The organism is Pseudomonas sp. CC120222-01a, assembly GCF_003097235.1.
Classification (GTDB): Bacteria; Pseudomonadota; Gammaproteobacteria; order Pseudomonadales; family Pseudomonadaceae; genus Aquipseudomonas.
The window spans coordinates 13,612-36,578 of record NZ_QEQQ01000016.1; the positions used below are offsets into that span (position 1 = coordinate 13,612).

The 22,967-nt window shown below is 62.1% G+C and carries 21 protein-coding genes, 1 tRNA gene and 1 pseudogene; 9 read left to right on the forward strand and 14 right to left on the reverse strand.

From position 1 onward, the window contains the following. Nucleotides 1-38: 38 nt before the first annotated feature. From N430_RS19490 to N430_RS19505, 4 genes are read left to right on the forward strand one after another with little or no spacing between them, the layout of a single operon-like run. Entirely contained in the window at nt 39-1,136 is a 1,098-nt protein-coding gene (locus N430_RS19490) for an AI-2E family transporter (RefSeq protein WP_110638397.1), read from the forward strand. A gap of 3 nt (nt 1,137-1,139) precedes the next feature. Beyond that, nucleotides 1,140-2,654, forward strand: a complete 1,515-nt coding sequence (locus tag N430_RS19495) for an efflux transporter outer membrane subunit (RefSeq protein WP_110638398.1) — start codon at nt 1,140-1,142, stop codon at nt 2,652-2,654. Next, entirely contained in the window at nt 2,651-3,742 is a 1,092-nt protein-coding gene (locus N430_RS19500; protein ID WP_110638399.1) for an HlyD family secretion protein, read from the forward strand. The genes N430_RS19495 and N430_RS19500 overlap by 4 nt, the downstream gene beginning before the upstream one ends. Continuing rightward, nucleotides 3,732-4,742 carry a DUF2955 domain-containing protein gene (locus tag N430_RS19505; RefSeq protein WP_110638400.1) on the forward strand — a complete coding sequence of 337 codons (1,011 nt, stop codon included), beginning with the start codon at nt 3,732-3,734 and terminating at the stop codon, nt 4,740-4,742. Before N430_RS19500 ends, N430_RS19505 begins: the two co-directional genes overlap by 11 nt. 36 nt (nt 4,743-4,778) lie before the next feature. Here the strand turns inward: N430_RS19505 and N430_RS19510 are convergent, their stop codons facing one another. The 14 genes and pseudogenes from N430_RS19510 to N430_RS19575 all read right to left on the reverse strand — a co-directional run bounded on the left by N430_RS19510 (nt 4,779) and on the right by N430_RS19575 (nt 17,701). Beyond that, complete coding sequence (locus N430_RS19510; protein ID WP_110638401.1) at nt 4,779-6,500, reverse strand: SulP family inorganic anion transporter; 1,722 nt, start codon at nt 6,498-6,500, stop codon at nt 4,779-4,781. Nucleotides 6,501-6,802: 302 nt separating this feature from the next. Further along, entirely contained in the window at nt 6,803-7,903 is a 1,101-nt protein-coding gene (gene ychF, locus N430_RS19515; protein ID WP_110638402.1) for a redox-regulated ATPase YchF, read from the reverse strand. Nucleotides 7,904-7,925: 22 nt separating this feature from the next. Further along, nucleotides 7,926-8,510, reverse strand: a complete 585-nt coding sequence (gene pth / locus N430_RS19520) for an aminoacyl-tRNA hydrolase (protein WP_009686183.1) — start codon at nt 8,508-8,510, stop codon at nt 7,926-7,928. Nucleotides 8,511-8,591: 81 nt separating this feature from the next. Beyond that, entirely contained in the window at nt 8,592-9,185 is a 594-nt protein-coding gene (locus N430_RS19525; RefSeq protein WP_110638403.1) for a 50S ribosomal protein L25/general stress protein Ctc, read from the reverse strand. A gap of 120 nt (nt 9,186-9,305) precedes the next feature. Beyond that, a complete protein-coding gene (locus N430_RS19530) occupies nt 9,306-10,247 on the reverse strand; it encodes a ribose-phosphate pyrophosphokinase (RefSeq protein WP_003247410.1) in 942 nt (313 codons plus the stop codon). A gap of 48 nt (nt 10,248-10,295) precedes the next feature. Beyond that, nucleotides 10,296-10,370, reverse strand: a tRNA-Gln gene (locus tag N430_RS19535). A 21-nt stretch (nt 10,371-10,391) separates the two neighbouring features. Beyond that, nucleotides 10,392-11,252 carry a 4-(cytidine 5'-diphospho)-2-C-methyl-D-erythritol kinase gene (gene ispE, locus N430_RS19540; protein WP_110638404.1) on the reverse strand — a complete coding sequence of 287 codons (861 nt, stop codon included), beginning with the start codon at nt 11,250-11,252 and terminating at the stop codon, nt 10,392-10,394. A 4-nt stretch (nt 11,253-11,256) separates the two neighbouring features. After that, the gene (lolB, locus tag N430_RS19545) at nt 11,257-11,874 is read right to left on the reverse strand and encodes a lipoprotein insertase outer membrane protein LolB (RefSeq protein WP_110638405.1); all 618 of its coding nucleotides are present in this window, start codon (nt 11,872-11,874) and stop codon (nt 11,257-11,259) included. A gap of 4 nt (nt 11,875-11,878) precedes the next feature. Then, a complete protein-coding gene (locus tag N430_RS19550) occupies nt 11,879-13,591 on the reverse strand; it encodes a tetratricopeptide repeat protein (protein ID WP_110638406.1) in 1,713 nt (570 codons plus the stop codon). A 611-nt stretch (nt 13,592-14,202) separates the two neighbouring features. Then, nucleotides 14,203-15,177: a hypothetical protein gene (locus N430_RS19560; RefSeq protein WP_110638408.1), complete on the reverse strand. Its 975-nt coding sequence runs from the start codon at nt 15,175-15,177 to the stop codon at nt 14,203-14,205. 10 nt (nt 15,178-15,187) lie between these two features. After that, a pseudogene (locus N430_RS19565) lies at nt 15,188-15,676 on the reverse strand (Hcp family type VI secretion system effector). Nucleotides 15,677-15,850: 174 nt separating this feature from the next. Beyond that, complete coding sequence (locus N430_RS29320; RefSeq protein ID WP_133248865.1) at nt 15,851-16,228, reverse strand: hypothetical protein; 378 nt, start codon at nt 16,226-16,228, stop codon at nt 15,851-15,853. Then, nucleotides 16,225-17,202, reverse strand: coding sequence for a hypothetical protein (locus N430_RS19570; protein WP_110638409.1), 978 nt, complete (start codon nt 17,200-17,202; stop codon nt 16,225-16,227). Before N430_RS19570 ends, N430_RS29320 begins: the two co-directional genes overlap by 4 nt. A 10-nt stretch (nt 17,203-17,212) precedes the next feature. Continuing rightward, a complete protein-coding gene (locus tag N430_RS19575) occupies nt 17,213-17,701 on the reverse strand; it encodes a type VI secretion system tube protein Hcp (RefSeq protein ID WP_110638410.1) in 489 nt (162 codons plus the stop codon). A gap of 476 nt (nt 17,702-18,177) precedes the next feature. Here N430_RS19575 and hemA point away from each other — a divergent pair, with 476 nt between their 5' ends. The 5 genes from hemA to murI are packed head-to-tail and all read left to right on the forward strand — an operon-like array spanning nt 18,178 to nt 22,903. Continuing rightward, nucleotides 18,178-19,455: a glutamyl-tRNA reductase gene (hemA, locus tag N430_RS19580; protein WP_110638411.1), complete on the forward strand. Its 1,278-nt coding sequence runs from the start codon at nt 18,178-18,180 to the stop codon at nt 19,453-19,455. Then, nucleotides 19,452-20,534 carry a peptide chain release factor 1 gene (prfA, locus tag N430_RS19585; RefSeq protein WP_027918306.1) on the forward strand — a complete coding sequence of 361 codons (1,083 nt, stop codon included), beginning with the start codon at nt 19,452-19,454 and terminating at the stop codon, nt 20,532-20,534. Before hemA ends, prfA begins: the two co-directional genes overlap by 4 nt. Continuing rightward, nucleotides 20,534-21,364, forward strand: a complete 831-nt coding sequence (prmC, locus tag N430_RS19590) for a peptide chain release factor N(5)-glutamine methyltransferase (RefSeq protein ID WP_110638412.1) — start codon at nt 20,534-20,536, stop codon at nt 21,362-21,364. Before prfA ends, prmC begins: the two co-directional genes overlap by 1 nt. Beyond that, nucleotides 21,358-22,113 carry a molybdopterin-synthase adenylyltransferase MoeB gene (locus N430_RS19595; protein WP_110638413.1) on the forward strand — a complete coding sequence of 252 codons (756 nt, stop codon included), beginning with the start codon at nt 21,358-21,360 and terminating at the stop codon, nt 22,111-22,113. Before prmC ends, N430_RS19595 begins: the two co-directional genes overlap by 7 nt. Further along, entirely contained in the window at nt 22,106-22,903 is a 798-nt protein-coding gene (gene murI / locus N430_RS19600; RefSeq protein ID WP_110638414.1) for a glutamate racemase, read from the forward strand. Before N430_RS19595 ends, murI begins: the two co-directional genes overlap by 8 nt. The last annotated feature ends 64 nt before the right edge of the window (nt 22,904-22,967 follow it).

Consider the following 22,967-nt stretch of genomic DNA (forward strand, 5'->3'; position numbering starts at 1 on the left):
AGCGCCTTGCCGGCGCGCCTGACGTTCGGAGGTGAAACATGCAGCCGAGTTTGAAGCTGGACAGCGCCCTGTCGCGGGGCTTGCTCGACGTGCTGATCAAGGCGGGCCTGGTGGCCGCCCTGGTGATGTTCTCCTTCCAGGTTTTCCAGCCGTTCCTGGAACTGATGCTGTGGTCGGTGATTCTGGCGGTGACGCTGTATCCGTTGTACTTGCGGATCAGGCGCGGCACCGGCATCAAGGATGGCTACGTGGCAGCGTTGGTGGTGCTGCTGGTGCTGATCGTGCTACTGGTCCCGATCTACCTGGTGGTGATGTCCATTGGCGAATCGGTGGACAGCCTGGTGACGCTGCTCAAGAGCGGTAGCTGGAGCGTACCGGCACCGCCCGAATCGGTGGCGACCTGGCCGCTGATCGGGCCCAAGCTGCATGCATTGTGGCTGTCGGCATCGCAAAACATGGCCAGCGTGCTCAACCAGTGGATGCCGCAGCTCAAGGGCGCGGGGCTGACGGTGCTGGGCGCTGCGGCCAGTGCCGGAGGTGCGTTTCTGCTGTTTGTCGGCGCGATCATCATTTCGGGCGTGATCATGGCCTTTGGCGAGCGCGGTGAAGTCGCCTCGCAGCGAATCGCCATGCGGGTGTCCGGCGAGGAACGCGGCAAGCCGCTGGCCCAGCTGTGCACTGCGACCATTCGTGCCGTGGCCCAGGGCGTGATCGGCATCGCCTTCATCCAGATGCTGCTGATTGGCGTCGGTTTCGTGGTCAAGGGTGTGCCAGGTGCCGGCATGCTGGCCATCGTCATCCTCATGCTGGGGATCGCCCAGGCACCCGCGACGCTGGTTACGGTGCCGGTGATCATCTATGTGTTCAACGTCGAGGGTTTCACCGCCGCGACCATCACCTTTGCCGTCTATACCTTCGTAGCCGGGCTTGCCGACAACGTGCTCAAGCCGATGCTGCTGGGGCGCGGGGTGGATGTACCGATGCCGGTGGTGCTGATTGGTGCCCTGGGCGGCATGGTGGTCAAAGGCATCATCGGCCTGTTCATCGGCCCGGTGATCCTCGGCGTGACCTATGTGCTGTTCTGGCAATGGGTGGCGCTGCAGGTGCCGGAGCAACCGACCCCGCCTGCGGACTGAACCATGCCCAAACGCTGCTATGGCCTGGGATTGCTCATGGTCCTGGCTGGCTGTACCCAGGTCGGCCCGGACTTCGAGAAGCTCCAGGACCCGTGGCTCGACAGCTGGAATACGGCCATGCTGGCGCAGGCCGGGCGCTCTGCGCCAGTACCGGACCTGCGCCAGTGGTGGCTTGTGTTCGCCGACCCGACGCTCGAAGGCCTGATCGCCGAAGCCGACGCCAACAATACCAACCTGCGTGTGGCCGGCCTACGCATTGCCGAGGCGCGGGCGCAGCTGGCCATCGTCCAGACCGGACGTTATCCACAGCTGCAGCAGTTGCGCGCGCAGAGCCTGTACCTGAAGCAAGACCAGTCCGGTACTTCCACCGCCCGTGATTCGGTGTTCTGGCAGTCCAGCGTGGGCTTCGATATCGGCTGGGAAATCGACTTCTGGGGCCGCTTCAGCCGCGCCATCGAGAGCGCCGATGCGGTCTACTTCGCCTCCCAGGCCAACTACGCCGATGCCATGTTGCTGCTGCGTGCGCAGGTGGCTGATACCTACTTCGCCCTGCGTACCGCCGAGGCGCGGCTGGATATTGCGCAAGAAAACGCCAAGCGCCAGGAACGCAGCCTGCAGATCACCGAGCGGCTGTTCCGCCACGGGGAGAACGACGAGCTCGACTGGCAGCAGGCGCGTACCCAGTACCTGGCTACCCAGGCCACCATCCCCGAGTTCGAAAACCAGCTCAATGCCTTGCGCAACGTGCTCTGCTCGCTGCTTGGCAGGCCACCGGGCCCGTTGCCCGAACTGGAGGCGCGCCACGGGCAGTTGCCGTTGCCGGACCGCGCAGTGTTGCAGGACGTGCCGGCCAGCCTGCTGCAACGGCGCCCGGACATCCGCGCCGCCGAACAGGCGGTGGCGGCGCAATCGGCGCTGGTGGGCGTGGCCGAAGCAGACCTTTATCCACAGCTGAGCCTGCTGGGCAGTATTGGCTGGACCTTCTTGTCGGCCAGCCACCTGCCCAACACCTTCGACCTGGCGGCGGGGCCGAGCCTGATCTGGAACCCGTTCGACTACGGCCGGCGCAAGAACGCCGTGCGGGTCGAGGATGCCCGCCTGCAGCAATTGATCGAGCTGTATCACCAGAGCGTGCGCGAAGCTGCACACGAAGCCGACGATGCCGCCAGTGGCCTGGTGCGCTCGCTGCAGAGTGCCAGCATTCGCCAGGATGCCTCCCAGGCCGCCCAGCGTTCGCTGACCCTGGCCAGTTCGCAGTACCAGGAAGGCTTTGCCGACTTCCAGCGTGTGCTCGACGCCCAGCAGCTGCTGTTGCAGCAGCAGGATGGCTACCTGGTCAGCCGTGGCAATGCGGTGAGCAGCCTGGTGAGCTTGTACAAGGCGCTGGGTGGCGGCTGGGACAACCGCCGCAAACCGATCGACCCGGCCACTCGCCAGCAGATGGAAAACCGTACCGATTGGGGCGGCCTGCTCGACGAGCCGGCCCCCGCCGACCCCAAACAAGGTGAGCCGAAATGAGTGACGCCGCGCACGCCCCGCCAGCCCCCGATCGCGGCATGCGTTGGGTGCTGATCCTGATCGTCGTCAGCCTGGTCTGGTACCTGCTGGCCGACCGCTTCACGCCCTACACCCAACAAGCCCGGCTGCAGGCCTACGTGGTGCCGGTGGCCGCCGAAGTGGCCGGGCAGATCAAGCGCGTGGCGGTGGGTAACAACCAGGAAGTGCGCCAGGGCGATGTGCTGTTCGAACTGGACCAGGAGCAGTACCGCATCGCCCTGGCCCGCGCCGAAGCCGACCTGGATACCGTGCGCCGGCAGATCGGCGCCAGCACCGCCGGCATCGACTCGGCCCAGGCCGCGCTGGTGGCGGCCCAGGCCAACGAGCGCAAGGCGCGCCAGGATGCCGAACGGCTCAAGCGCTTGATCGACGAGGACCCGGGAACGGTATCGGTGCGCCGCCTGGAAGGCGCCCAGGCCACCCGCGACCAGGCCGTCAGCCAGGTGGTCGCCGCCCGCGCCGAGGTGCAGCGGGCCCGTGAGCAGCAGGGCGGGGCCGATGCCGACAACGCGCAACTGCGCAGCGCCGCGGCCAATGTGGAAAAAGCCCGCCTGGACCTGGCGCGCACCGTGGTCCGCGCCGACACCAACGGCCTGATTACCGACCTGCGCACCGACGTGGGCCACTACGTGGGCGCCGGCAGCCCGATGATGACCCTGATCGCCATCCATGACGTGTGGATAAGTGCCGACATGACCGAGAACAACCTCGGCCGCCTGCGCCCTGGCGCGCCGGTGCTGGTGGTACTCGATGCCATGCCCGGCACGGTGCTGAAAGGGCAGATCCGTAGCATCGGCTATGGCGTGAGCGTCGGCCAGCCTGCGCCCCCGGGAAGCTTGCCGACCGTGCAGAACAGCCGTGACTGGTTGCGTTCGGCACAGCGCTTCCCGGTGATCGTCGAACTCGACCGTGATCAGCTGACAGACAGGTCTGGCTTGCGTGTGGGCGGCCAGGCCGAAGTCATGGCACTGCCCGGCGAGGGCAACCCGCTGAACCTGCTGGGCCGCGTTTTCATGTGGCTGATGAGCTGGCTGTCGTATGCCTATTGAGCTGCGCCGCCTGCGCGCGCTGCGCCTGGCCTGGGGCGTGGCGCTGTGCCTGGCGACCAGTTTCGGCCTGGGCTTGCCGGTGCCGATCCTGGCGCCGGTGTTCGCAGTGCTGTTGCTGGCCATGCGCAGTGAGGCGCTGCCGATCAAGGCGGCTCCGGCCCTGGCGATACTGGTGATGCTCAGCTGCGGCAGCGGCCTGCTGCTGATTCCGCTGCTGCGCCATGCTCCGCTGAGCGGGGTGCTGCTGGTTGGCGTGGGGGTGTTTCTGGTCTTGCGCTATGCGCTCAAGGGCGGCAATGGCCTGCTGGCCAACCTGCTGGTGATCGGCCTGACAATGATCGCGGCGGCCGGTACCAGCGATTTCAGCCTGGCGCTGTCGGTCGTCGAGGCGTTGGCCAAGGGCATGCTATTGGCGGTGCTGGGCACGGCGCTGGCCCATGTGCTGTTTCCTGAACCGGCTGGTGCGCCTGTGCAGCCTTCGCCGCCCTTGCTCGACAGCGCGGATGTCAGCTGGGTTGCCCTGCGCGCCACGCTTATCGTCATGCCGGCCTTCCTGCTGGCGCTGATCGCCCCGGACCAGTTCATGCCGCTGATCATGAAGGCGGTGAGCCTGGGGCAGCAGGCAGGGGAGACGCGGGCGCGGCATGCCAGTCGCGAGTTGATCGGCTCGACCTTGCTGGCCGGGGTGTTGGCAATGCTGGTGTGGGGCGCGTTGAGCCTTTTCGTGCACCTGTGGATGTTCTTCCTGTGGGTGCTGCTGTTCGTCCTCTGGCAGGCGCGCAGGCTCTACCGTGCGGTAGAGACCCGGCAGAGCCCGGCGTATTGGGTGAGCTGCCTGACGACCATGCTGATCCTGCTTGGGCAGTCGGTGCAGGACAGTGCCGGCGGGCAGGATGTGTACAAGGCGTTTGCGGTGCGCATGGCGCTGTTCGTGGCCGTGTCAGTGTATGCCAGCGCCATGTTGATCTGGATCGACCGGCGCCGGGTGCGGGCTGCCTAGCCCTCCTGAACTGGCCTCTTCGCGGGCACAGGCAATTCAAGGCTTCCAGTCAATCCCGGTATCTGCCAGGTAGGCATCCACTGCCGCCCCGACCGTAGGGTGAAACGCCCGCTCACCCATGTGCTCGAACAACCCGAAGCGCTTCATCTTGTCCTTGACCGGGTCTTTCATCTCGGCAAACTGCAGCTCCACCCCCCGAGCCTCCAGCGCCCGGTCCAGCTCGGCGAGCATGTCTGCCGACGTGATATCGATGCTGGTCACCGGTTCCGCCGCAATCACCAGCCGCTGCACCGGGGTCGGTGATTCATCCACAGCCGCCAGCACCGTGCCCTGGAACTGCTCGGCGTTGGCGAAGAACAGCGGCGCATCCCAGCGCAGCAGCACCAGCCCCGGAATCCGCCGTGCCTGTGGATAACGTTTCACGTCATGGTAGCCACGGGTGCCGTCGACGCGCCCGAGCACCGCGTAGTGCGGCCGCCAGCCGTCCCACAGGAATTCGATCACCGATATCGCCACGGCAATGCAGATCCCCGGAATGGCGCCGAACACCGCGACACCGACGAAGCAGGTGAACGACAGCCAGAACTCCCACTGCTGCATGCGGAAGATGCGTTTTAGATCGGCGAATTCGAACAGCCCTAACGCTGCGGCGATCACCACCGCAGCCAATGCGCTGTTGGGCAGGTGCTGCATCAGGTTGGGCGCGACCAATAGCAACAGGGTTACTGCCAGCGCGCCGATGATGCCGGTGAGCTGAGTTTTCGAGCCGGCCGCCTCGGCCACCGGTGTGCGCGACGAACTGCTGCTGATCGGGATGCCCTGGAACAGGCCGGAGGCCAGATTGGCCACGCCGAGGCCGAACATCTCCTGGTTCGGGTTGACCGGGGTCTTCAGTCGCGCGGCATAGGAACGCGACAGCACACTGGTGTCGGCGAACGACACCAGCGCCACGGCAATCCCGCCCAGTATCACTTCGACCAGGTCGATGTCGCTTACCCATGGGAAGACGAAGCTGGGCAGACCCTGGGGCAATTGGCCGAGCACCTTGACGCCCATCTGGTCAAGGTTGAACAGGCTTACGGCCAGGGTTGCCAGCACCACGGCGATGAGGATGCCCGGGATGCGCTTGAAGGGTTTGAGCAGCAGGATCAGCACCAGGCTGCCGGCTCCGACGATGAAGCTTGGCCAGTGTCCCTGACCGGCGAACAGCGCCTGGCCAAGGTGCCAGAGGTCGCGCAAGGGCCCTTGGCTGTCGACTTTGATGCCGAACAGTTTGGGCAGCTGGCTGATCAGCACGGTAAGAGCGATGCCGTTCATGTAGCCGTAGCGGATCGGCTTGGACAGCAGCTCGGTGATGAAGCCCAGGCGCAGCAGCCCGGCAATTACGCAGAAGGCACCGGCCACCAAGGCCATCAAGCTGGCGATGGCGATGGCGCGCTGCGGATCGCTGGCGGCGTACTGTACTACCACCGCCAGGATCGGCGCGGCCAGCGCCGAGTCGGGGCCGAGCACCAGGATGCGGCTGGGGCCGAACAGGGCATAGGCCAGCAGCGGGATGATGGTGGCGTAGAGGCCGTAGATGCCCGGTACCCCGGACGCTTCGGCGTAGGCGATGCCGACCGGCACCAGCATGGTGGTCAGCACCAGGCCGGCGGCGATGTCCTTGGGCAGCCAGGCGTGCTGGTAGTGCAGCAGGGTGGCCAGGCCGGGGAGCCAGCGTTGCCAGTCGAAGCCCGAACGGGGAGGCGTTTTGTGCATGGTCGAGGCTCTTGGGGGGAGGGCGCAGGCCCTTCAGAGACTCAGCTTAGATGCAGAAAGTTGGGGCCGCTCTGCGGCCCTTTCGCGACACAAGGCCGCTCCTACAGGTGCAGCGCAAATTTCCAGATTTCGCTGTACCTGTAGGAGCGGCCTTGTGTCGCGAAAGGGCTGCAAAGCAGCCCCGGCAATTCCCAACGCGTAAGACAATTTCTAGGCGCTACGCAAAGGCATATGTGCCCCACAAAACAAAACCCCTTGAAGCCATAGGCCTCAAGGGGTTTGTCAGTACTGCAGACTTCCGCTTAGACGTTGAAGCGGAAGTGCATCACATCGCCGTCTTTGACGATGTAATCCTTGCCTTCCAGGCGCCATTTGCCGGCTTCCTTGGCACCGCCTTCACCCTTGAACTGGATGAAGTCGTCATAGGCCACCACTTCGGCGCGGATGAAGCCTTTTTCGAAGTCGGTGTGGATCACGCCAGCGGCCTGCGGGGCGGTGGCGCCGACGCGTACGGTCCAGGCGCGGACTTCCTGCACGCCGGCAGTGAAGTAGGTCTGCAGGTTGAGCAGCTCGTAACCGGCGCGGATTACGCGGTTCAGGCCAGGCTCTTCCAGGCCCAGGGCCTCGAGGAACATGTCTTTCTCTTCACCGTCTTCCAGCTCGGCGATTTCCGCTTCGATCTTGTTGCACACCGGTACCACGACCGCGCCTTCTTCCTCGGCGATGGCCTTGACCACGTCCAGGTGCGGGTTGTCTTCGAAGCCGTCTTCGGCAACGTTGGCGATGTACATCACCGGCTTGCTGGTCAGCAGGTGGAAGCCACGGATGACAGCCTTCTCGTCGTCAGCCATGTTCTTCATCAGGCTGCGCGCAGGCTTGCCTTCGGTGAAGTGCGGGATCAGCTTTTCCAGGATCGCCTTCTGTGCCAGGGCGTCCTTGTCGCCGCCCTTGGCGTTGCGGGCAACCTTCTGAAGTTGCTTCTCGCAGCTGTCGAGGTCGGCGAAGATCAGTTCGAGGTCGATGATCTCGATGTCGCGCTTGGGGTCGACGCTGTTGGAAACGTGGATCACGTTTTCGTCTTCGAAGCAGCGCACCACGTGGGCGATGGCGTCGGTCTCGCGGATGTTGGCGAGGAATTTGTTGCCCAGGCCTTCACCTTTCGATGCACCGGCCACCAGGCCGGCGATGTCGACGAATTCCATGGTGGTCGGCAGGATGCGGTTAGGCTTGACGATTTCCGCCAGCGCCGCCAGGCGCGCATCGGGCATCGGCACGATGCCGCTGTTCGGCTCGATGGTGCAGAAAGGGAAGTTCTCCGCCGCGATGCCAGACTTGGTCAGGGCGTTGAACAGGGTGGACTTGCCGACGTTGGGCAGGCCGACGATGCCGCAATTGAAACCCATGGGTATTCCCCTCTCTAGGAAATCAGGCCTTCTGGCTGTGCAGCTCGCGCATGGCCTTGGCGAAGTCGCCAGCCAGCACGTCCGGCAGCACGCCGAGGGCAAAATCGATGCTGGCGTCGAGCTTCTCCTGCTCGGCGCGCGGCGCGCGGCCCAGGACGAAGTTGGAGACCAGTTTGGCGTCGCCCGGGTGGCCAATGCCAAGCCGCAGGCGGTGGAAGTCGTTCTGGTTGCCGAGCTGCGCGATGATGTCGCGCAGGCCGTTGTGCCCCCCATGGCCGCCGCCGCGCTTGAGCTTGGCAACGCCCGGAGGCAGGTCGAGTTCGTCGTGTGCCACCAGGATCGCTTCCGGCTTGATGCGGAAGAAATTGGCCAATGCCGCCACGGCCTGGCCGCTACGGTTCATGTAGGTGGTGGGGATCAACAAACGAACGTCGTTGCCCTGATGGCTGAACTTAGCCGTCAGGCCGAAATATTTCTTGTCAGCGGTCAGCGATACACGCTGGGCACTGGCAATGCGTTCAACGAAAAGAGCCCCTGCGTTATGCCGGGTCTGTTCGTATTCGGGGCCGGGGTTACCCAGGCCAACGATCAACTGGATGGCGGTCACGTCAGGGGCTCTTCCTTGGAGTTGGTGGGTTACAGGGCGCGGGGCGCACTGTAACCCGATCAACACCGGCGCGCGAGTGGATTACTCGGCAGCGCCTTCTGCTTCTGGAGCAACGCGTGGAGCGTGAACGTTGGCAACAGCTTTGTCATCACCGTGGGCCAGAGCTACGAACTCTACGCCTTTCGGAGCTTTCAGGTCCGACAGGTGGATGATGGCGCCGATTTCAGCGTTGCTCAGGTCCACTTCGATGAACTCAGGCAGGTCTTTGGCTTCGCAGGAAACTTCGATCTCGGAAACAACGTGCGAGATTTCGCCGCCTTTCTTGACCGGAGCTTCTTCACCAACGAAGTGAACTGGAACCTTGGCGGTCAGCTTCTGGCCAGCAACGACGCGAACGAAGTCGGCGTGCATGATGAAGCCTTTGGCTGGGTGACGCTGCATGGCCTTGACCACGACGTTCTGCTTGGCGCCGTCGACGTTCAGTTCGATAACGTGGCTGAAGGCAGCTTCGTTTTCGAACAGTTTGGCGATTTCCTTGGCCACGATGGTCAGGGATTGGGCTTCTTTATCGCCACCGTATACAACGGCTGGGATGCTGGCGGAGTGACGCAGGCGGCGGCTCGCACCTTTCCCCAGGTCAGTACGCGCTTGGGCGTTCAGGATGAAATCAGTCATTTTGCTTCTCCAAAATAGCCTCCCCAAAGGCGTTTGCGACCAGCGCCAGACGGGGATGGCAAAAAAGCCCCGCCCCAACAAATGCTGGGGCGGGGCGCTTCACATCAACACGAGTCCCGCTTAGCGGAACATCGCGCTGATCGATTCTTCATTGCTGATGCGGCGTACCGCTTCAGCCACAACCGGTGCGATATCCAGCTGGCGGATACGGTCACAGGCTTGAGCAGCGGCGGACAGCGGAACGGTGTTGGTCACCACCAGCTCATCCAGTACCGACTTCTCGATGTTCTCGATCGCGCGGCCCGACAGGACAGGGTGCGTGCAGTAGGCGTAAACCTTGGCAGCGCCGTGTTCTTTCAGGGCTTTGGCCGCGTGGCACAGGGTGCCGGCGGTGTCGACCATGTCGTCTACCAGGATGCAGGTGCGCCCTTCGACGTCGCCGATGATGTGCATAACCTCGGAGTGGTTAGCCTTTTCGCGGCGTTTGTCGATGATACCGAGATCGACGCCCAGGGACTTGGCAACGGCGCGTGCGCGCACAACGCCACCGATGTCCGGGGAAACGATCATCAGGTTCTCGAAACGCTGGTCTTCGATGTCATCGACCAGTACGGGCGAGCCGTAGATGTTGTCGACTGGGATATCGAAGAAGCCTTGGATCTGGTCAGCGTGCAGGTCGACGGTGAGAACACGGTCGATACCCACGACAGTGAGCATGTCAGCGACGACTTTGGCGCTGATGGCTACACGTGCCGAACGCGGACGGCGGTCCTGGCGGGCATATCCGAAGTAAGGAATCACGGCGGTGATTCGGGATGCTGAGGAGCGGCGGAAGGCGTCGGCCATCACTACCAGTTCCATCAGGTTATCGTTGGTCGGGGCACAGGTCGGCTGGATAATGAAAACGTCTTTACCGCGAACATTTTCATTGATCTCAGTGCTGATCTCACCGTCGGAGAATTTACCGACAGAGACGTCACCGAGAGGGATATGCAGCTGACGTACGACACGCCGAGCCAGATCGGGGTTAGCGTTCCCCGTAAAGACCATCATCTTGGACACGCGCAGTACCTGAAGGCTGAGGGTATACCTGGATGAGTATAAGGAAAATGGCAGGGGCGGCTGGATTCGAACCAACGCATGGCAGGATCAAAACCTGCTGCCTTACCGCTTGGCGACGCCCCTGTATCTGTTGCTTGCGAACGCTTATGCGCTCGACTTCTTGACCAGACTTTGCAGCTTGCGATGCAACATCGAAACATTGCTTCCTTTCGCCACAAACCCTGTTTGGGTCGCTGAAAGAAGGGCCAGAACTTTATCAGCTTCGGCTTTGCTTGGGAAGGCCCCAAACACACAACTTCCAGTGCCGGTTAGTCGAGCCTCTGTGAATTTACCCAATGAATTCAACGCGTTGCGAACTTCTGGGTAATTCTGCTCTACCACCGGTTGGCAGTCATTTCGACTGTTTCCCTCGGGAACGGGGCGCATCTTAAGGGGGAGTGAATCACGTGTCAACTGCGGATGTGAAAAAATTTCTACTGTGCTGACAGACACTTGCGGCACCAGCACGACATACCAGGGCTCTTCGGGGTCGACCGGGGTCAGTTGTTCGCCCACGCCCTGGGCAAAGGCGGCGTGGCCGCGGACGAACACCGGCACGTCGGCGCCCAGGCTCAGCCCCAATGCGGCCAGGCGGTCTTCGTCCCAGTCCAGCTGCCACAGGTGTGCCAGCGCCAGCAGCGTGGTTGCCGCATCCGAGCTGCCACCGCCGATGCCGCCGCCCATGGGCAGCACCTTGGTCAGCCAGATATCGGCGCCCAGCCGGGTGCCGGACTGTTCCTGCAATTTGCGTGCGGCGCGCACGATCAGGTTGCTGTCGTGGGGCACGGCTTCGATTTCGGTGTGCAGGCGGATCACGCCATCTTCGCGTACGGCGAAGCTCAGCTCGTCGCCATGGTCGAGAAACTGGAAAACGGTTTCCAGCTCGTGGTAGCCGTCGGGACGGCGACCGATGATGTGCAGCCACAGGTTGAGCTTGGCCGGGGCGGGCAGGGTAAGCGTGTGCATGCGATCAGTGCCCCAGCTGGCGTGGCTGCCAGTCCTTGACCACCAGGGTCACGTCGAGGTCTTTGCCATGCAGCTTCATGCGCTCGGGTAGCCAGTAACCGTTCTGTTCGGTGTAGCTCAGGTACTGCACCTGCCAGCCATCCTGATCGAGGCTGGCCAGGCGGCTGTCGCCGTCCAGGGTCAGCTTGCTCTTGCTGTCGGGGGCGGGCAGGCCGCGTACCCACCAGACCAGGTGCGAGACCGGCAGCTGCCAGCCAAGCTGTTCTTCCAGCAGGGCTTCGGGGCTGGCGGCTTCATAGCGGCCCTGGTTGGCCACTTCCAGCACCACGCCGCCGGGGCGGCCAGTCAGGCGAGCCGCGCCACGGCCGAGCGGGCCGGCCAGGCGGATGTCGTAGTAATCCTGGCGTTGCAGCCAGAACAACGTGCCACTGCCGGAGTCGCGCGGGGCGCGGATGCCGACCTTGCCGTTGATCTGCCAGCCATCGAGGCTGCTCAACTGCTCTTTATGGGCACGCCACTGCTGCGGGTCGCCGTGGCCCTGCAGGGCCTCGCGGCTCCCGAAGCCGGCACAGCCGGCCAGCAGGGCGATCAAGGTGAAGGTGATGCAATGGCGCAAAAACATGGCGTTAAAGGGTCTCGGATCCGGTCAGGCGCAGGATGGTCTTGCGCAGGATGGGGCTGTCGGCCTGGGCTTCGAAGCCCTTGGCCCAGACCTGGCGGGCTTCGCGGCGCTTGCCGTTGGCCCACAGGACTTCACCCAGGTGGGCGGCCACTTCGTGGTCGGGGAAGCGGGCAAAGGCCTGGCGCAGGTAGGTTTCAGCCTCGTCGAGGTGGCCCAGGCGGTAGTTGATCCAGCCCATGCTGTCGAGCACCGCCGGGTCGTCCGGGGTCAGCTGGTGGGCCTTGTCGATCAGCGCCTTGGCTTCGTCGTAGCGGGTGGTGCGGTCGGCTAGGGTGTAGCCGAGGGCGTTCAGCGCCATGGCGTTGTCCGGCTCGCGGGCGATGATGGCGCGCAGGTCTTTTTCCATCAGCGGCAGGTCATCGCGCTTCTCGGCGAGCATGGCGCGGGTATAAAGCAGGTTGAGGTCGTCCGGGTAGCGGTTGAGGGCTTGCTGCAGCACCTGGTCGGCCTGGGCGTCCTTGTTGTTGTTGCTGTAGCTTTCCGATTCGATCAGGTACAGCTGCACGGCGTAGTCCGGCTGCGTCTCGCGGGCCTCGGCGAGCAGGCGCGAAGCCTCGGTGCCGCGGCCATTGGCGATGAGGATGTCGGCCTGGCGCAGTTGCGCCGGCAGGTAGTCCGGGCCGTTGCCGACCAGGGCATATTCGCGCAGGGCGCCGGCCGGGTCATGGCGTTCTTCGGCGATGCGGCCCAGGTTGAGGTGGGCGGCGTCGACGTTGCTGTCGCGCTCGATCAGCTCGCGCAGGTAGACCTCGGCTTCGTCCCAGTCCTTCATCTCCAGGCACACCAGGGCCAGGGAGTAACGCGATTCGTCGTCATCCGGGTACTGCTGGACCAGGCTGAGGAATTCGGCCTTGGCGTCGGCCATGCGGTCCTGTTCGACCAGGGTGCGCGCGTAGGTCAGGCGCAGGCGCTTGTCTTCCGGATTATCCCGGATCGCCCCGCGCAACAGCGGCAGCGCTTCCGGGCCGCGGTCCAGCGCCTGGAGCAGGCGGGCGCGCAGCAGGATCGGGGCGATTTCGCCATTCTGCGCCGGGTGCGCTTCGAGCAGGTCGAGAGCCTCCTGGGCCTTGCCGTCCTGGTTCAGCAACAGCGCCTTGCCGAACACCAGCTGGCTGTTTTCCGGGTATTTGACCAGCAGGCGGTCGAAGCTTTGCATCAGGCCGTCGCGGGTGCTCTGGTCGGTTTCGGCGGCGGACAGGGCGAGGAAGTCGAAGTGAGTGTCGCCCTGGCCTTGCAGCACCTTCTCCATATAGGTCATGGAGTCGTCGTAGCGACCGGCGCGGGCCAGCTGGATGGCGGCGGCACGTTGGGCGTCGAGGTTCTCCGGGTCGTTCTTGGCCCAGATCAGCGCGCTGTCCAGGGCTGGCTCGTCGGCGCCGAGGTATTCGGCAATCCGGTAGGCGCGCTCGGAGACGCCCGGGTCCTGGGTCTTCTCGGCCTGGTCGGCGTAGTTGGCCAGGGCGATGTCGAAGCGGTTGCGCTGCCCGGCCAGTTCCGCCACCAGGAGGCTATAAAGCGTGTCTTGCGTGAACGACCCATACACCACGGGCTTTTTCGCCTCGGCCTCGGCGGCGGGAGGCTCGGCCTTGTGCGGGGCCAGGCTCTGGCAGCCCTGGAGCAGGGCGAAGGCAAGCAGCAGTGCGTAGGGTCTGTTCATAGAGAGGCTTAAAAAGACTAACCGGCGGTCGGAGCATGATGACACAAGCGCGGGGGCAAACCCACCTGCGAAGGTCGTGGTTTACAGCATGGTGGTGCTAGGTCGGACCGCGGGGTAGGTGAGAGGTTCGGTACCCTTCATTTCCTGGGTGTCGCCACTGTTCGCTGGGCGCGCGAAGGACGTGCTATATGCGATATGGAAGCTCAGATGAGCTGGTGAGGGAGCAGTACTTCTCTACTTTGAGTCGAGGTATTTTGCAATGCTGCCGAATATTATCAGTGAGAGGGTTGATGTAATAAGATAGTACCAAAAAAATAACAGTATTCGCCTTGTTTTGCGTGGGAAGTTTTTGATTTCGCTGGGGCTTGCCAGCTCTCGACGGATGTAGAAATTTGGAGTTGATAGCATGTCGGCGATCATGCAGAGTCGTATTGTTTTTCCGACTAAGCCTGCATGTGAATAAATTTCAATGTTGCCTTTGACGAAATTACAGTTATTTAAAAGCGATTCAATTTTTTCAATTTTTTTATGTGCGATGTACGTCAGTGCGAAAGTATTGATCAGCAGTGAAGTTATTGTGAATAGGCCTGCTATTGCCAATAGTAGGTTTATCATTTGTCCAGCGTCTCATACAGGAACTCGCCTGTCAGTTTCCCCAGAGCTTTTCCGAGCTCGCCACCTAGCATCCCTCCTGCTGCACCTCCAATCACACCGCAAGAAAGCGCTCCAAGCCCGTCTGTTGGTACGCCAACAGCAAGACATAATTTAGCAAGTGCGAAGCCACCTAGCGCAGCTCCGCCGGTCGAGCCGCCCAGGCTACCGGCCAAGGAAGCACTTTCAATATAACTTGCTTTTCTGCAGGCGTCCTCGCGTCCCAATGTGCATGCTCTTTGAACTTCTAGGCCGGTCGCTGCAACTTCTAGTGCAATGCCTATGTAAGTCCCTTTCTTTACTAGGTTGGCAGCTTTGGCCACCCCGGCAACCTTATCCGCATATCCCGCAATCTCCCCTGAATGCAAATAACTTTTCGTAGAAAGGCCAAGCGTTCTCTTGATCGACCCCTTGTTTCGCAAGCTGGCACCAAACGCTGCCATTTTGCTCAACTGCTCATCCAGCCTGGCGAACAGCTCCGCACGCCTGGCATAGAACTGATCGCGAGCTTTGAGCGTCCCTGAACTCATATGCCCCTGATACAGCTTTTCAATTTCCAGCAACGTGTCCTGAATGGCCTTCAGGTGCCTGCTCCAGCCATCGCTGACTACGCCTGCGCCCGAGGCGGCATGGGTGAGCAGACTTTTGAGCAATTCGAAGTTATCCAGAAAAAACTCATCGGCACCTTGCCCGCTGCGCATCAGTCCCATATGCGTCTTGGCAGCCTTCGCCATCAGATACGCCTCCTGGCTGGTACACGAAGGAGTAGACCAATCACCGACAATGACCAGTTCTCCGCTCCTGACCACATTGTTGTAGATGTGTGCATTGAGAACGTCGAACTTGCTGGCCGAGTGCCCACTGAGCGCAAGGCCGGCCTTGAGAGTGTGGTAGTTCTGCATTTTGGGATTGATGAACGCGCGGGCTTCGGTCATGGCATTTTCCTTATGCGTGCGTCTTGTTGCCGATGCGGTCCCACCCGCCAGCGACGTTGCCGCCGCCGGAGCCGTCGATGCGTTTTTGCTGGATTTAGGTAGTCTTGATCCGGCCGTAATCGAGTTGCACTACCTCGATCGGTACGCCATCGGCAGCGCTCTGTGTGTAATCGGCAATGATCACTTCTTCGAGAATGATCTCGTAATACTTGAGCTTGTCGCCGCCCGCGCCACACAGTGCGAGTTTCACTTCCTTGAGATGCAGGCCTGCACAGCTGGCTTCCATCAATTTGCAGCTGGAACTGTCGAGGAACTTGGTGAATCTGAAGTTGCTGACGGCGGTGCGGCCCGAGGTGGCGCCTCCGGCGGAACTTGAAATGGCTGAAGTACTTTGGCTGACACCAAAATCGTAGCCGGTGACTTCAATCCATTTATTGTATTTTTCATCCAGGGCTTCACCTGGGATTTCGTCAATTTGTATATATGCGTCAAATGCCATGCCTGCGAAGGTCGTGGTTTACAGCTTGGTGGTGCTAGGTCGGACAGCGGGGTAGGTGAGAGGTTCGGTGGTGTAGATCGCTCCGCTGATTCGGTTGTTGGGGGTAATGCTCGCCTAGTTGAGCATTACATGTTACTGCTTGAGTTTGTCACTGTCGGCGCGACAGAGCGAGATTCAAATGAAATGCTGGCATGCGTGAAGCAGCAGTAATGCTAAAAATAATGCCAGGTTGAAGATGACAAGTCTGCATAGTCGTTTTTTCATTCGGGTGGGTAGCTGATCAACTTCATCAAGGTTTATCAGACCCCTGCGCGCATACGCATCTGGGAAAACTAACATGAGAGATAGTGCCCCAAATCGAATGATTTTTCCCGTCAGGCCAAATTTAGAATATAGCTTTCTGTTGTCGCTGATGATTTTGCAGTTTGGTAACAGGGATTCAATATGGTCGGTGTCGCGATGTGATAAATAGAAAGTTATAGGTAGTGAGATGAAAATCGCGGTAAATAGGATGGCGTAGGCCGCTCCCAAAGCAAGTTGGGTTGTGGTCACTTTATTACTCGCTCATACAGAATTTCGCCCAGATATGCTCCTCCGTCACTTCCCAGCTCTCCGCCGATCATTCCTCCCAAGGCTCCGCCCCCTACGCCGCAAGCAATCGCTCCAGGCCCACCCGATGCTATTCCCAGGACCACGCTGCAGGCTGCCATGCCAATCAATTTTCCACCGTATGCGCCAATTAGGCCTCCTCCCAAGCTTCCGGCAAGTGAACCACTCTCAACAACGGTAGCTCTTTTGCATTCTCCCTCTCTCCCTTCTGTGCATGCTTTTTTGATTGATAGGCTTGTGCTTGCGACCTCGAGGGCAATGCCTATATAGACGCCTTTCTTGATCAGGTTGGCAGCTTTGCCGACTCCTGCGACCTTGTCGGCATACCCTGCGATCTCACCGGCGTTCAAATAGCTTTTCGTGGAAATGCCAAGGGTCTTTTTAATCGCCCCCTTGTTTCGCAAGCTGGCGCCGAACGCTGCCATTTTGCTCAACTGCTCATCCAGCTTGGCGAACAGCGCCGCACGTCTGGCATAAAACTGATCGCGAGCCTTGAACGTCCCTGAACTCATGTGCTCCTGATACAGCTTTTCAATTTCCAGCAATGTGGCCTGAATAGCCTTCAGGTGCCTGCTCCAGCCATCACTGACCACGCCTGCGCCCATGGAGGCATGGGCAAGCAGACTCTTCAACAACTCGAAATTATCAAGGAAAAACTCATCGGCACCTTGCCCGCTGCGCATCAGTCCCATATGCGTCATGACAGCCTTCGCCATCAGATACGCCTCCTGGCTGGTACACGAAGGAGTAGACCAATCACCGACAATGACCAGCTCGCCGCTCCTGACCACATTGTTGTAGATGTGTGCATTGAGAACGTCGAACTTGCTGGCCGAGTGCCCACTGAGCGCAAGGCCGGCCTTGAGAGTGTGGTAGTTCTGCATTTTGGGATTGATGAACGCGCGGGCTTCGGTCATGGCATTTTCCTTATGCGTACTTTTTGTTGCCGATGCGATCCCATCCGCCTGCGATGTTGCCGCCGCCGGAGCCGTCGATGCGTTTCTGCTGGGTGTAGGTGGTCTTGATTCGGCCGTAATCGAGCTGCACTACCTCGATGGGTACACCGTCGGCAGCACTTTGGGTGTAATCGGCAATGATCACTTCTTCGAGAATGACTTCGTAGTACTTGAGTTTGTCGCCGCCCGCGCGGCACAGCGCGAGTTTCACTTCCTTGAGATGTTGCCCGGCACAACTGGCTTCCATCAATTTGCAGCTGGCGCTGTCGAGGAGTTTGGTGAATCTGAAGTTGCTGACGGCGGTGCGGCCAGAAGTGGCACCACCGGCCGAGCTGGCAGTAGCCGAGGTGCTTTGGCTTACGCCAAAGTCGTAGCCAGTGACTTCAATCCATTTGTTGTATTTTTCATCCAGAGCTTCGCCCGCGATTTCGTTGATTTGTATGTATGCGTCAAATGCCATGCCTACCTCTCCTTGGCAATTATTTTCAGGGTATGAATGACTGACGGGGAACATGGCCCGGTCAGTGATTGGCAGGCTAGGCACCGATATCGGGGAAGGCAATAGAGGGACATCTATTTGGGAAATGGACTACAAGAGTGTGGATAACTTTGCCTTAGATGTGTCGAGAAGTTTCATTGACAGGTGCTATTTGTAGGAAATATTACCTTGTGACTTGTGAGCGCTCGGGGCGGAGAGTGTCACGAGGGGAGGCGATTGGGGGATTCGCTTCTCCTGCTCTGGCCACTTCGCGGGCATGCCCGCTCCCACAGGTTTTTCGCTTGCCTTGGCGGCGGTGTTTTGCTGGGCGGGCCGTGGACGGGGGGCTGCCCAGGGCTGGGTCGGCCAGGCCTATCACGACAATAGCGAACGGTGGTTGTTCTAAAACCTGCGAAAGAGGACAATTATCGGCTTCTCGTCACAACCAGCGACCTTGCATGGCCTTTCTTGCACTTGGTATCAACCATAAGACTGCCTCGGTAGACGTACGCGAGCGCGTGGCGTTTACCCCAGAGCAGCTGGTAGACGCCCTGCAGCAGCTCTGCCGACTGACCGCCAGCCGTGAGGCGGCGATCCTGTCGACCTGCAACCGTAGCGAGCTTTATATAGAGCAGGACCACCTGTCCGCCGACGCCGTTCTGCAATGGCTGGCCGCCTATCACCGGCTGAGCCTGGATGAGCTGCGCGCCAGCGCCTACGTCCATGAAGAACACGATGCGGTGAAGCACATGATGCGGGTGGCCTCCGGGCTCGACTCGCTGGTGCTCGGCGAACCGCAGATCCTCGGCCAGATGAAGTCCGCCTACGCGGTGGCACGTGAGGCCGGCACCATCGGCCCGTTGCTCGGGCGCCTTTTCCAGGCGACCTTCAGCGCTGCCAAGCAGGTGCGTACCGACACCGCGATCGGTGAAAACCCGGTTTCCGTGGCCTTCGCCGCGGTCAGCCTGGCCAAGCAGATCTTCAGCGACCTGGGCCGCAGCCAGGCCCTGCTGATCGGCGCCGGCGAAACCATCACCCTGGTCGCCCGCCATCTGCATGAACAAGGCGTGCGCCGCATCGTCGTGGCCAACCGCACCCTGGAGCGGGCGAGCATTCTCGCCGAGCAGTTCGGGGCCCATGCCGTGCTGCTGGCTGACATCCCGCAGGAGCTGGCCAACAGCGACATCGTCATCAGCTCCACCGCCAGCCAGCTGCCGATCCTCGGCAAGGGCGCGGTGGAAAGCGCGCTGAAACAGCGTCGGCACAAGCCGATCTTCATGGTCGATATCGCCGTGCCGCGCGACATCGAGCCGCAAGTGGGCGAACTCGACGACGTCTACCTGTACACCGTCGATGACCTGCACGAAGTGGTCGCGGAAAACCTCAAGAGCCGCCAGGGCGCGGCCCAGGCCGCCGAGGAGCTGGTTTCGGTGGGCGCCGAAGACTTCATGCTGCGCCTGCGCGAACTGGCCGCCGTCGATGTGCTGCGTGCCTACCGCCAGCAAAGCGAGCGCCTGCGTGACGAAGAACTGCAAAAGGCCCAGCGCCTGCTGGCCAATGGCGGCAACCCCGAGGATGTACTGGCGCAACTGGCCCGGGGCCTGACCAACAAACTCCTGCATGCCCCTAGCGTGCAGCTGAAAAAGCTCTCGGCCGAGGGCCGCCTCGATGCGCTGGCCATGGCCCAGGAACTCTTTGCCCTCAACGAGGGCTCGACGGACAAATCCCCGCAATGAAAGCGTCGCTGCTGAACAAACTGGAGATTCTCCAGGACCGCTTCGAGGAACTCACCGCGCTGCTTGGTGACGCCGAAGTCATATCCGACCAGACCCGCTTCCGCGCCTATTCCCGCGAATACGCCGAAGTCGAGCCGGTTTACGCCGCCTATAAAGAGTGGCGCAAGGTGCAGGACGACCTCGAAGGCGCCCAGGCGCTGCTCAAGGACGCCGACCCCGACCTGCGCGAGATGGCCGTCGAAGAAGTACGCGAAGCCAAGGAACAGCTGGTCGAACTGGAGTCCAACCTGCAGCGCATGCTGCTGCCCAAGGACCCCAACGATGGCCGCAACGTGTTCCTCGAGATCCGCGCTGGCACTGGTGGTGACGAGGCGGCGATCTTCTCCGGCGACCTGTTCCGCATGTATTCGCGCTATGCCGAGAAGCGCGGCTGGCGCCTGGAGATCCTGTCCGAGAACGAAGGCGAGCACGGCGGCTACAAAGAGATCATTGCCCGTGTCGAAGGCGACAACGTGTACGGCAAGCTCAAGTTCGAGTCCGGCGCGCACCGTGTTCAGCGTGTGCCGGAAACCGAATCCCAGGGCCGTATCCATACCTCGGCCTGCACCGTGGCCGTGCTGCCCGAGCCCGACGAGCAAGCGGCCATCGAGATCAACCCGGCCGACCTGCGCGTCGACACCTACCGCGCCTCGGGTGCCGGTGGTCAGCACGTGAACAAGACCGACTCGGCAATCCGCATCACCCACTTGCCCACCGGCATCGTGGTCGAGTGCCAGGAAGAGCGTTCGCAGCACAAGAACCGCGCCCGCGCCATGTCCTGGCTGTCGGCCAAGCTCAACGACATGCAGACCAGCGCCGCGCAGAACGCCATCGCCAGCGAGCGCAAGCTGCTGGTCGGCTCCGGTGACCGCTCCGAACGCATCCGTACCTACAATTATCCACAGGGGCGGGTGACCGATCACCGCATCAACCTGACCCTGTACTCCCTTGACGACATCCTTGCCGGTGGCGTGGAGGCCGTGATCGAACCATTGTTGGCCGAATACCAGGCCGACCAACTGGCTGCCCTGGGGGACTGATGACCATCATTGCCAGCCTCCTGCGCAACGCGCAGCTGCCGGACTCGCCCAGCGAGCGCCTGGACGCCGAACTGCTGCTGGCTGCCGCCATCGGCAAGTCGCGCAGCTTCCTGCACACCTGGCCCGAGCGCATCGTCAGCAGCGAAGATGCCGAGACCTACGCCAGCTACCTGCAGCGCCGCCGTGCCGGCGAGCCGGTGGCCTACATCCTCGGGCAGCAGGGCTTCTGGAAGATCGATCTGGAAGTGGCGCCACATACACTGATCCCGCGCCCGGATACCGAGCTGCTGGTCGAAACGGCCCTGGAGCTGCAGCCCGCATCGCCCGCCAAGGTCCTCGACCTGGGCACCGGCACCGGTGCCATTGCCCTGGCCTTGGCCAGCGATTGCCCGGCCTGGCAGGTGACGGCCGTGGACCGCGTCGAGGAAGCCGTGGCCCTGGCCGAGCGCAATCGCCAGCGCCTGGGCCTGGGCAATGTCCAGGTGCTGGCCAGCCACTGGTTCGGCAGCCTGGCCGGGCAGCGTTTCGACCTGATCCTCAGCAACCCGCCATACATCCGCGCCGAAGACCCGCACCTGGTCGAAGGCGACGTGCGTTTCGAGCCCAGCAGTGCGCTGGTGGCCGGTAGCGATGGCCTCGATGACCTGCGGGTGATCGTCGCCCAGGCGCCAGAGCACCTGCTGCCGGGTGGCTGGCTGCTGCTCGAACACGGTTACGACCAGGCGGCAGACGTGCGTGCCCTGCTGAGCGCGCAAGGCTTCACCGAGGTGGCCAGCCGCAAGGACCTGGGCGGCCACGAGCGTATTTCACTGGGGCGCCTGCCATGCTGAGCGATCAGGAACTGTTGCGTTACAGCCGGCAGATCCTGCTGGCCCAGGTAGACATCGATGGCCAGCTGCGGCTCAAGCACAGCAAGGCATTGATCGTCGGCCTCGGAGGCCTCGGCTCGCCGGTGGCGCTGTACCTGGCGGCCGCAGGCGTGGGGGAGCTGCACCTGGCCGACTTCGACACTGTCGACCTGACCAACCTGCAGCGCCAAGTCATGCATGACAGCGACAGCGTCGGGATGAGCAAGGTGGATTCGGCGCTGCAGCGGCTTCAGGCGATCAACCCCGAGATCACCTTGGTCGCCCACCGCCAGGCACTGGACGAAGACTCGCTGGCCGCGGCAGTGGCAGCAGTCGACCTTGTGCTGGACTGCTCCGACAACTTTGGTACCCGCGAGGCGGTCAATGCGGCCTGCTTCGCGGCGGGTAAACCGCTGGTCAGTGGCGCAGCGATCCGCCTGGAGGGCCAGTTGTCGGTGTTCGACCCGCGCCGTGATACCAGCCCTTGCTACCACTGCCTGTACGGCCACGGCAGCGAAGACGAGCTGACCTGCAGCGAAGCCGGCGTGATCGGCCCGCTGGTGGGCCTGGTGGGTAGCCTGCAGGCGCTGGAGGCGATGAAGCTGCTGGCCGGCTTTGGCGAGCCACTGATAGGCCGCCTGCTGCTGATCGATGCCCTTGGCACGCGACTGCGTGAACTGCGGGTCAAGCGTGACCCGGCCTGCGCCGTGTGCGGCAAGCGTGATGGCTGAGCGCTCGGCGCCGATCGGCGTGATGGACTCGGGGGTCGGCGGTCTGTCGGTACTCGCCGAGATCCAGCGCCTGCTGCCCGACGAATCACTCCTTTACGTGGCCGATTGCGGTCACGTGCCTTACGGCGAGAAGTCCCCGGACTACATCCGCCAGCGTTGCCGACGCATCGCCGAGTTCTTCCAGGCACAAGGTGCCAAAGCGATGGTCCTGGCCTGCAACACCGCGACCGTGGCGGCGGTTGCCGACCTGCGCGAGTTGTACCCCGACTGGCCCTTGGTCGGCATGGAGCCGGCGGTCAAGCCTGCCGCTGCCGCCACCCGCTCGGGCGTGGTCGGCGTGCTGGCCACCACCGGCACCTTGCAGAGTGCCAAGTTCGCCGCCTTGCTCGACCGCTTCGCCAACGACGTGCAGGTGGTCACCCAGCCCTGCCCAGGGCTGGTCGAGCTGATCGAAACCGGTGACCTCGGCAGCCCGCAGTTGCGCCAGTTGCTGCAGGGTTATGTGCAGCCGCTGCTGGCTGCCGGCTGCGATACGCTCATTCTCGGCTGTACCCATTACCCGTTCCTGCGTCCGCTGCTGGCGCAGATGGTGCCTGCCGAGGTGGCCATCATCGATACCGGTGCCGCCGTGGCGCGCCAACTGCAACGCCTGCTGGCCGCACGCGATCTGCTGGCTGATGGGCCGGCCCGCGAGGCGGCATTCTGGAGCAGCGCCGAACCGCAGTCCTTGAGAAAAATCCTGCCAGTGCTGTGGCATAAGTCGGACAGTGTGCAAAGCTTTCAGTTGTAAAAAAAATGTGAAATACAGCTGAACTATCGTTGCATCACCGATTTCTACCGATTTGCCTGATACA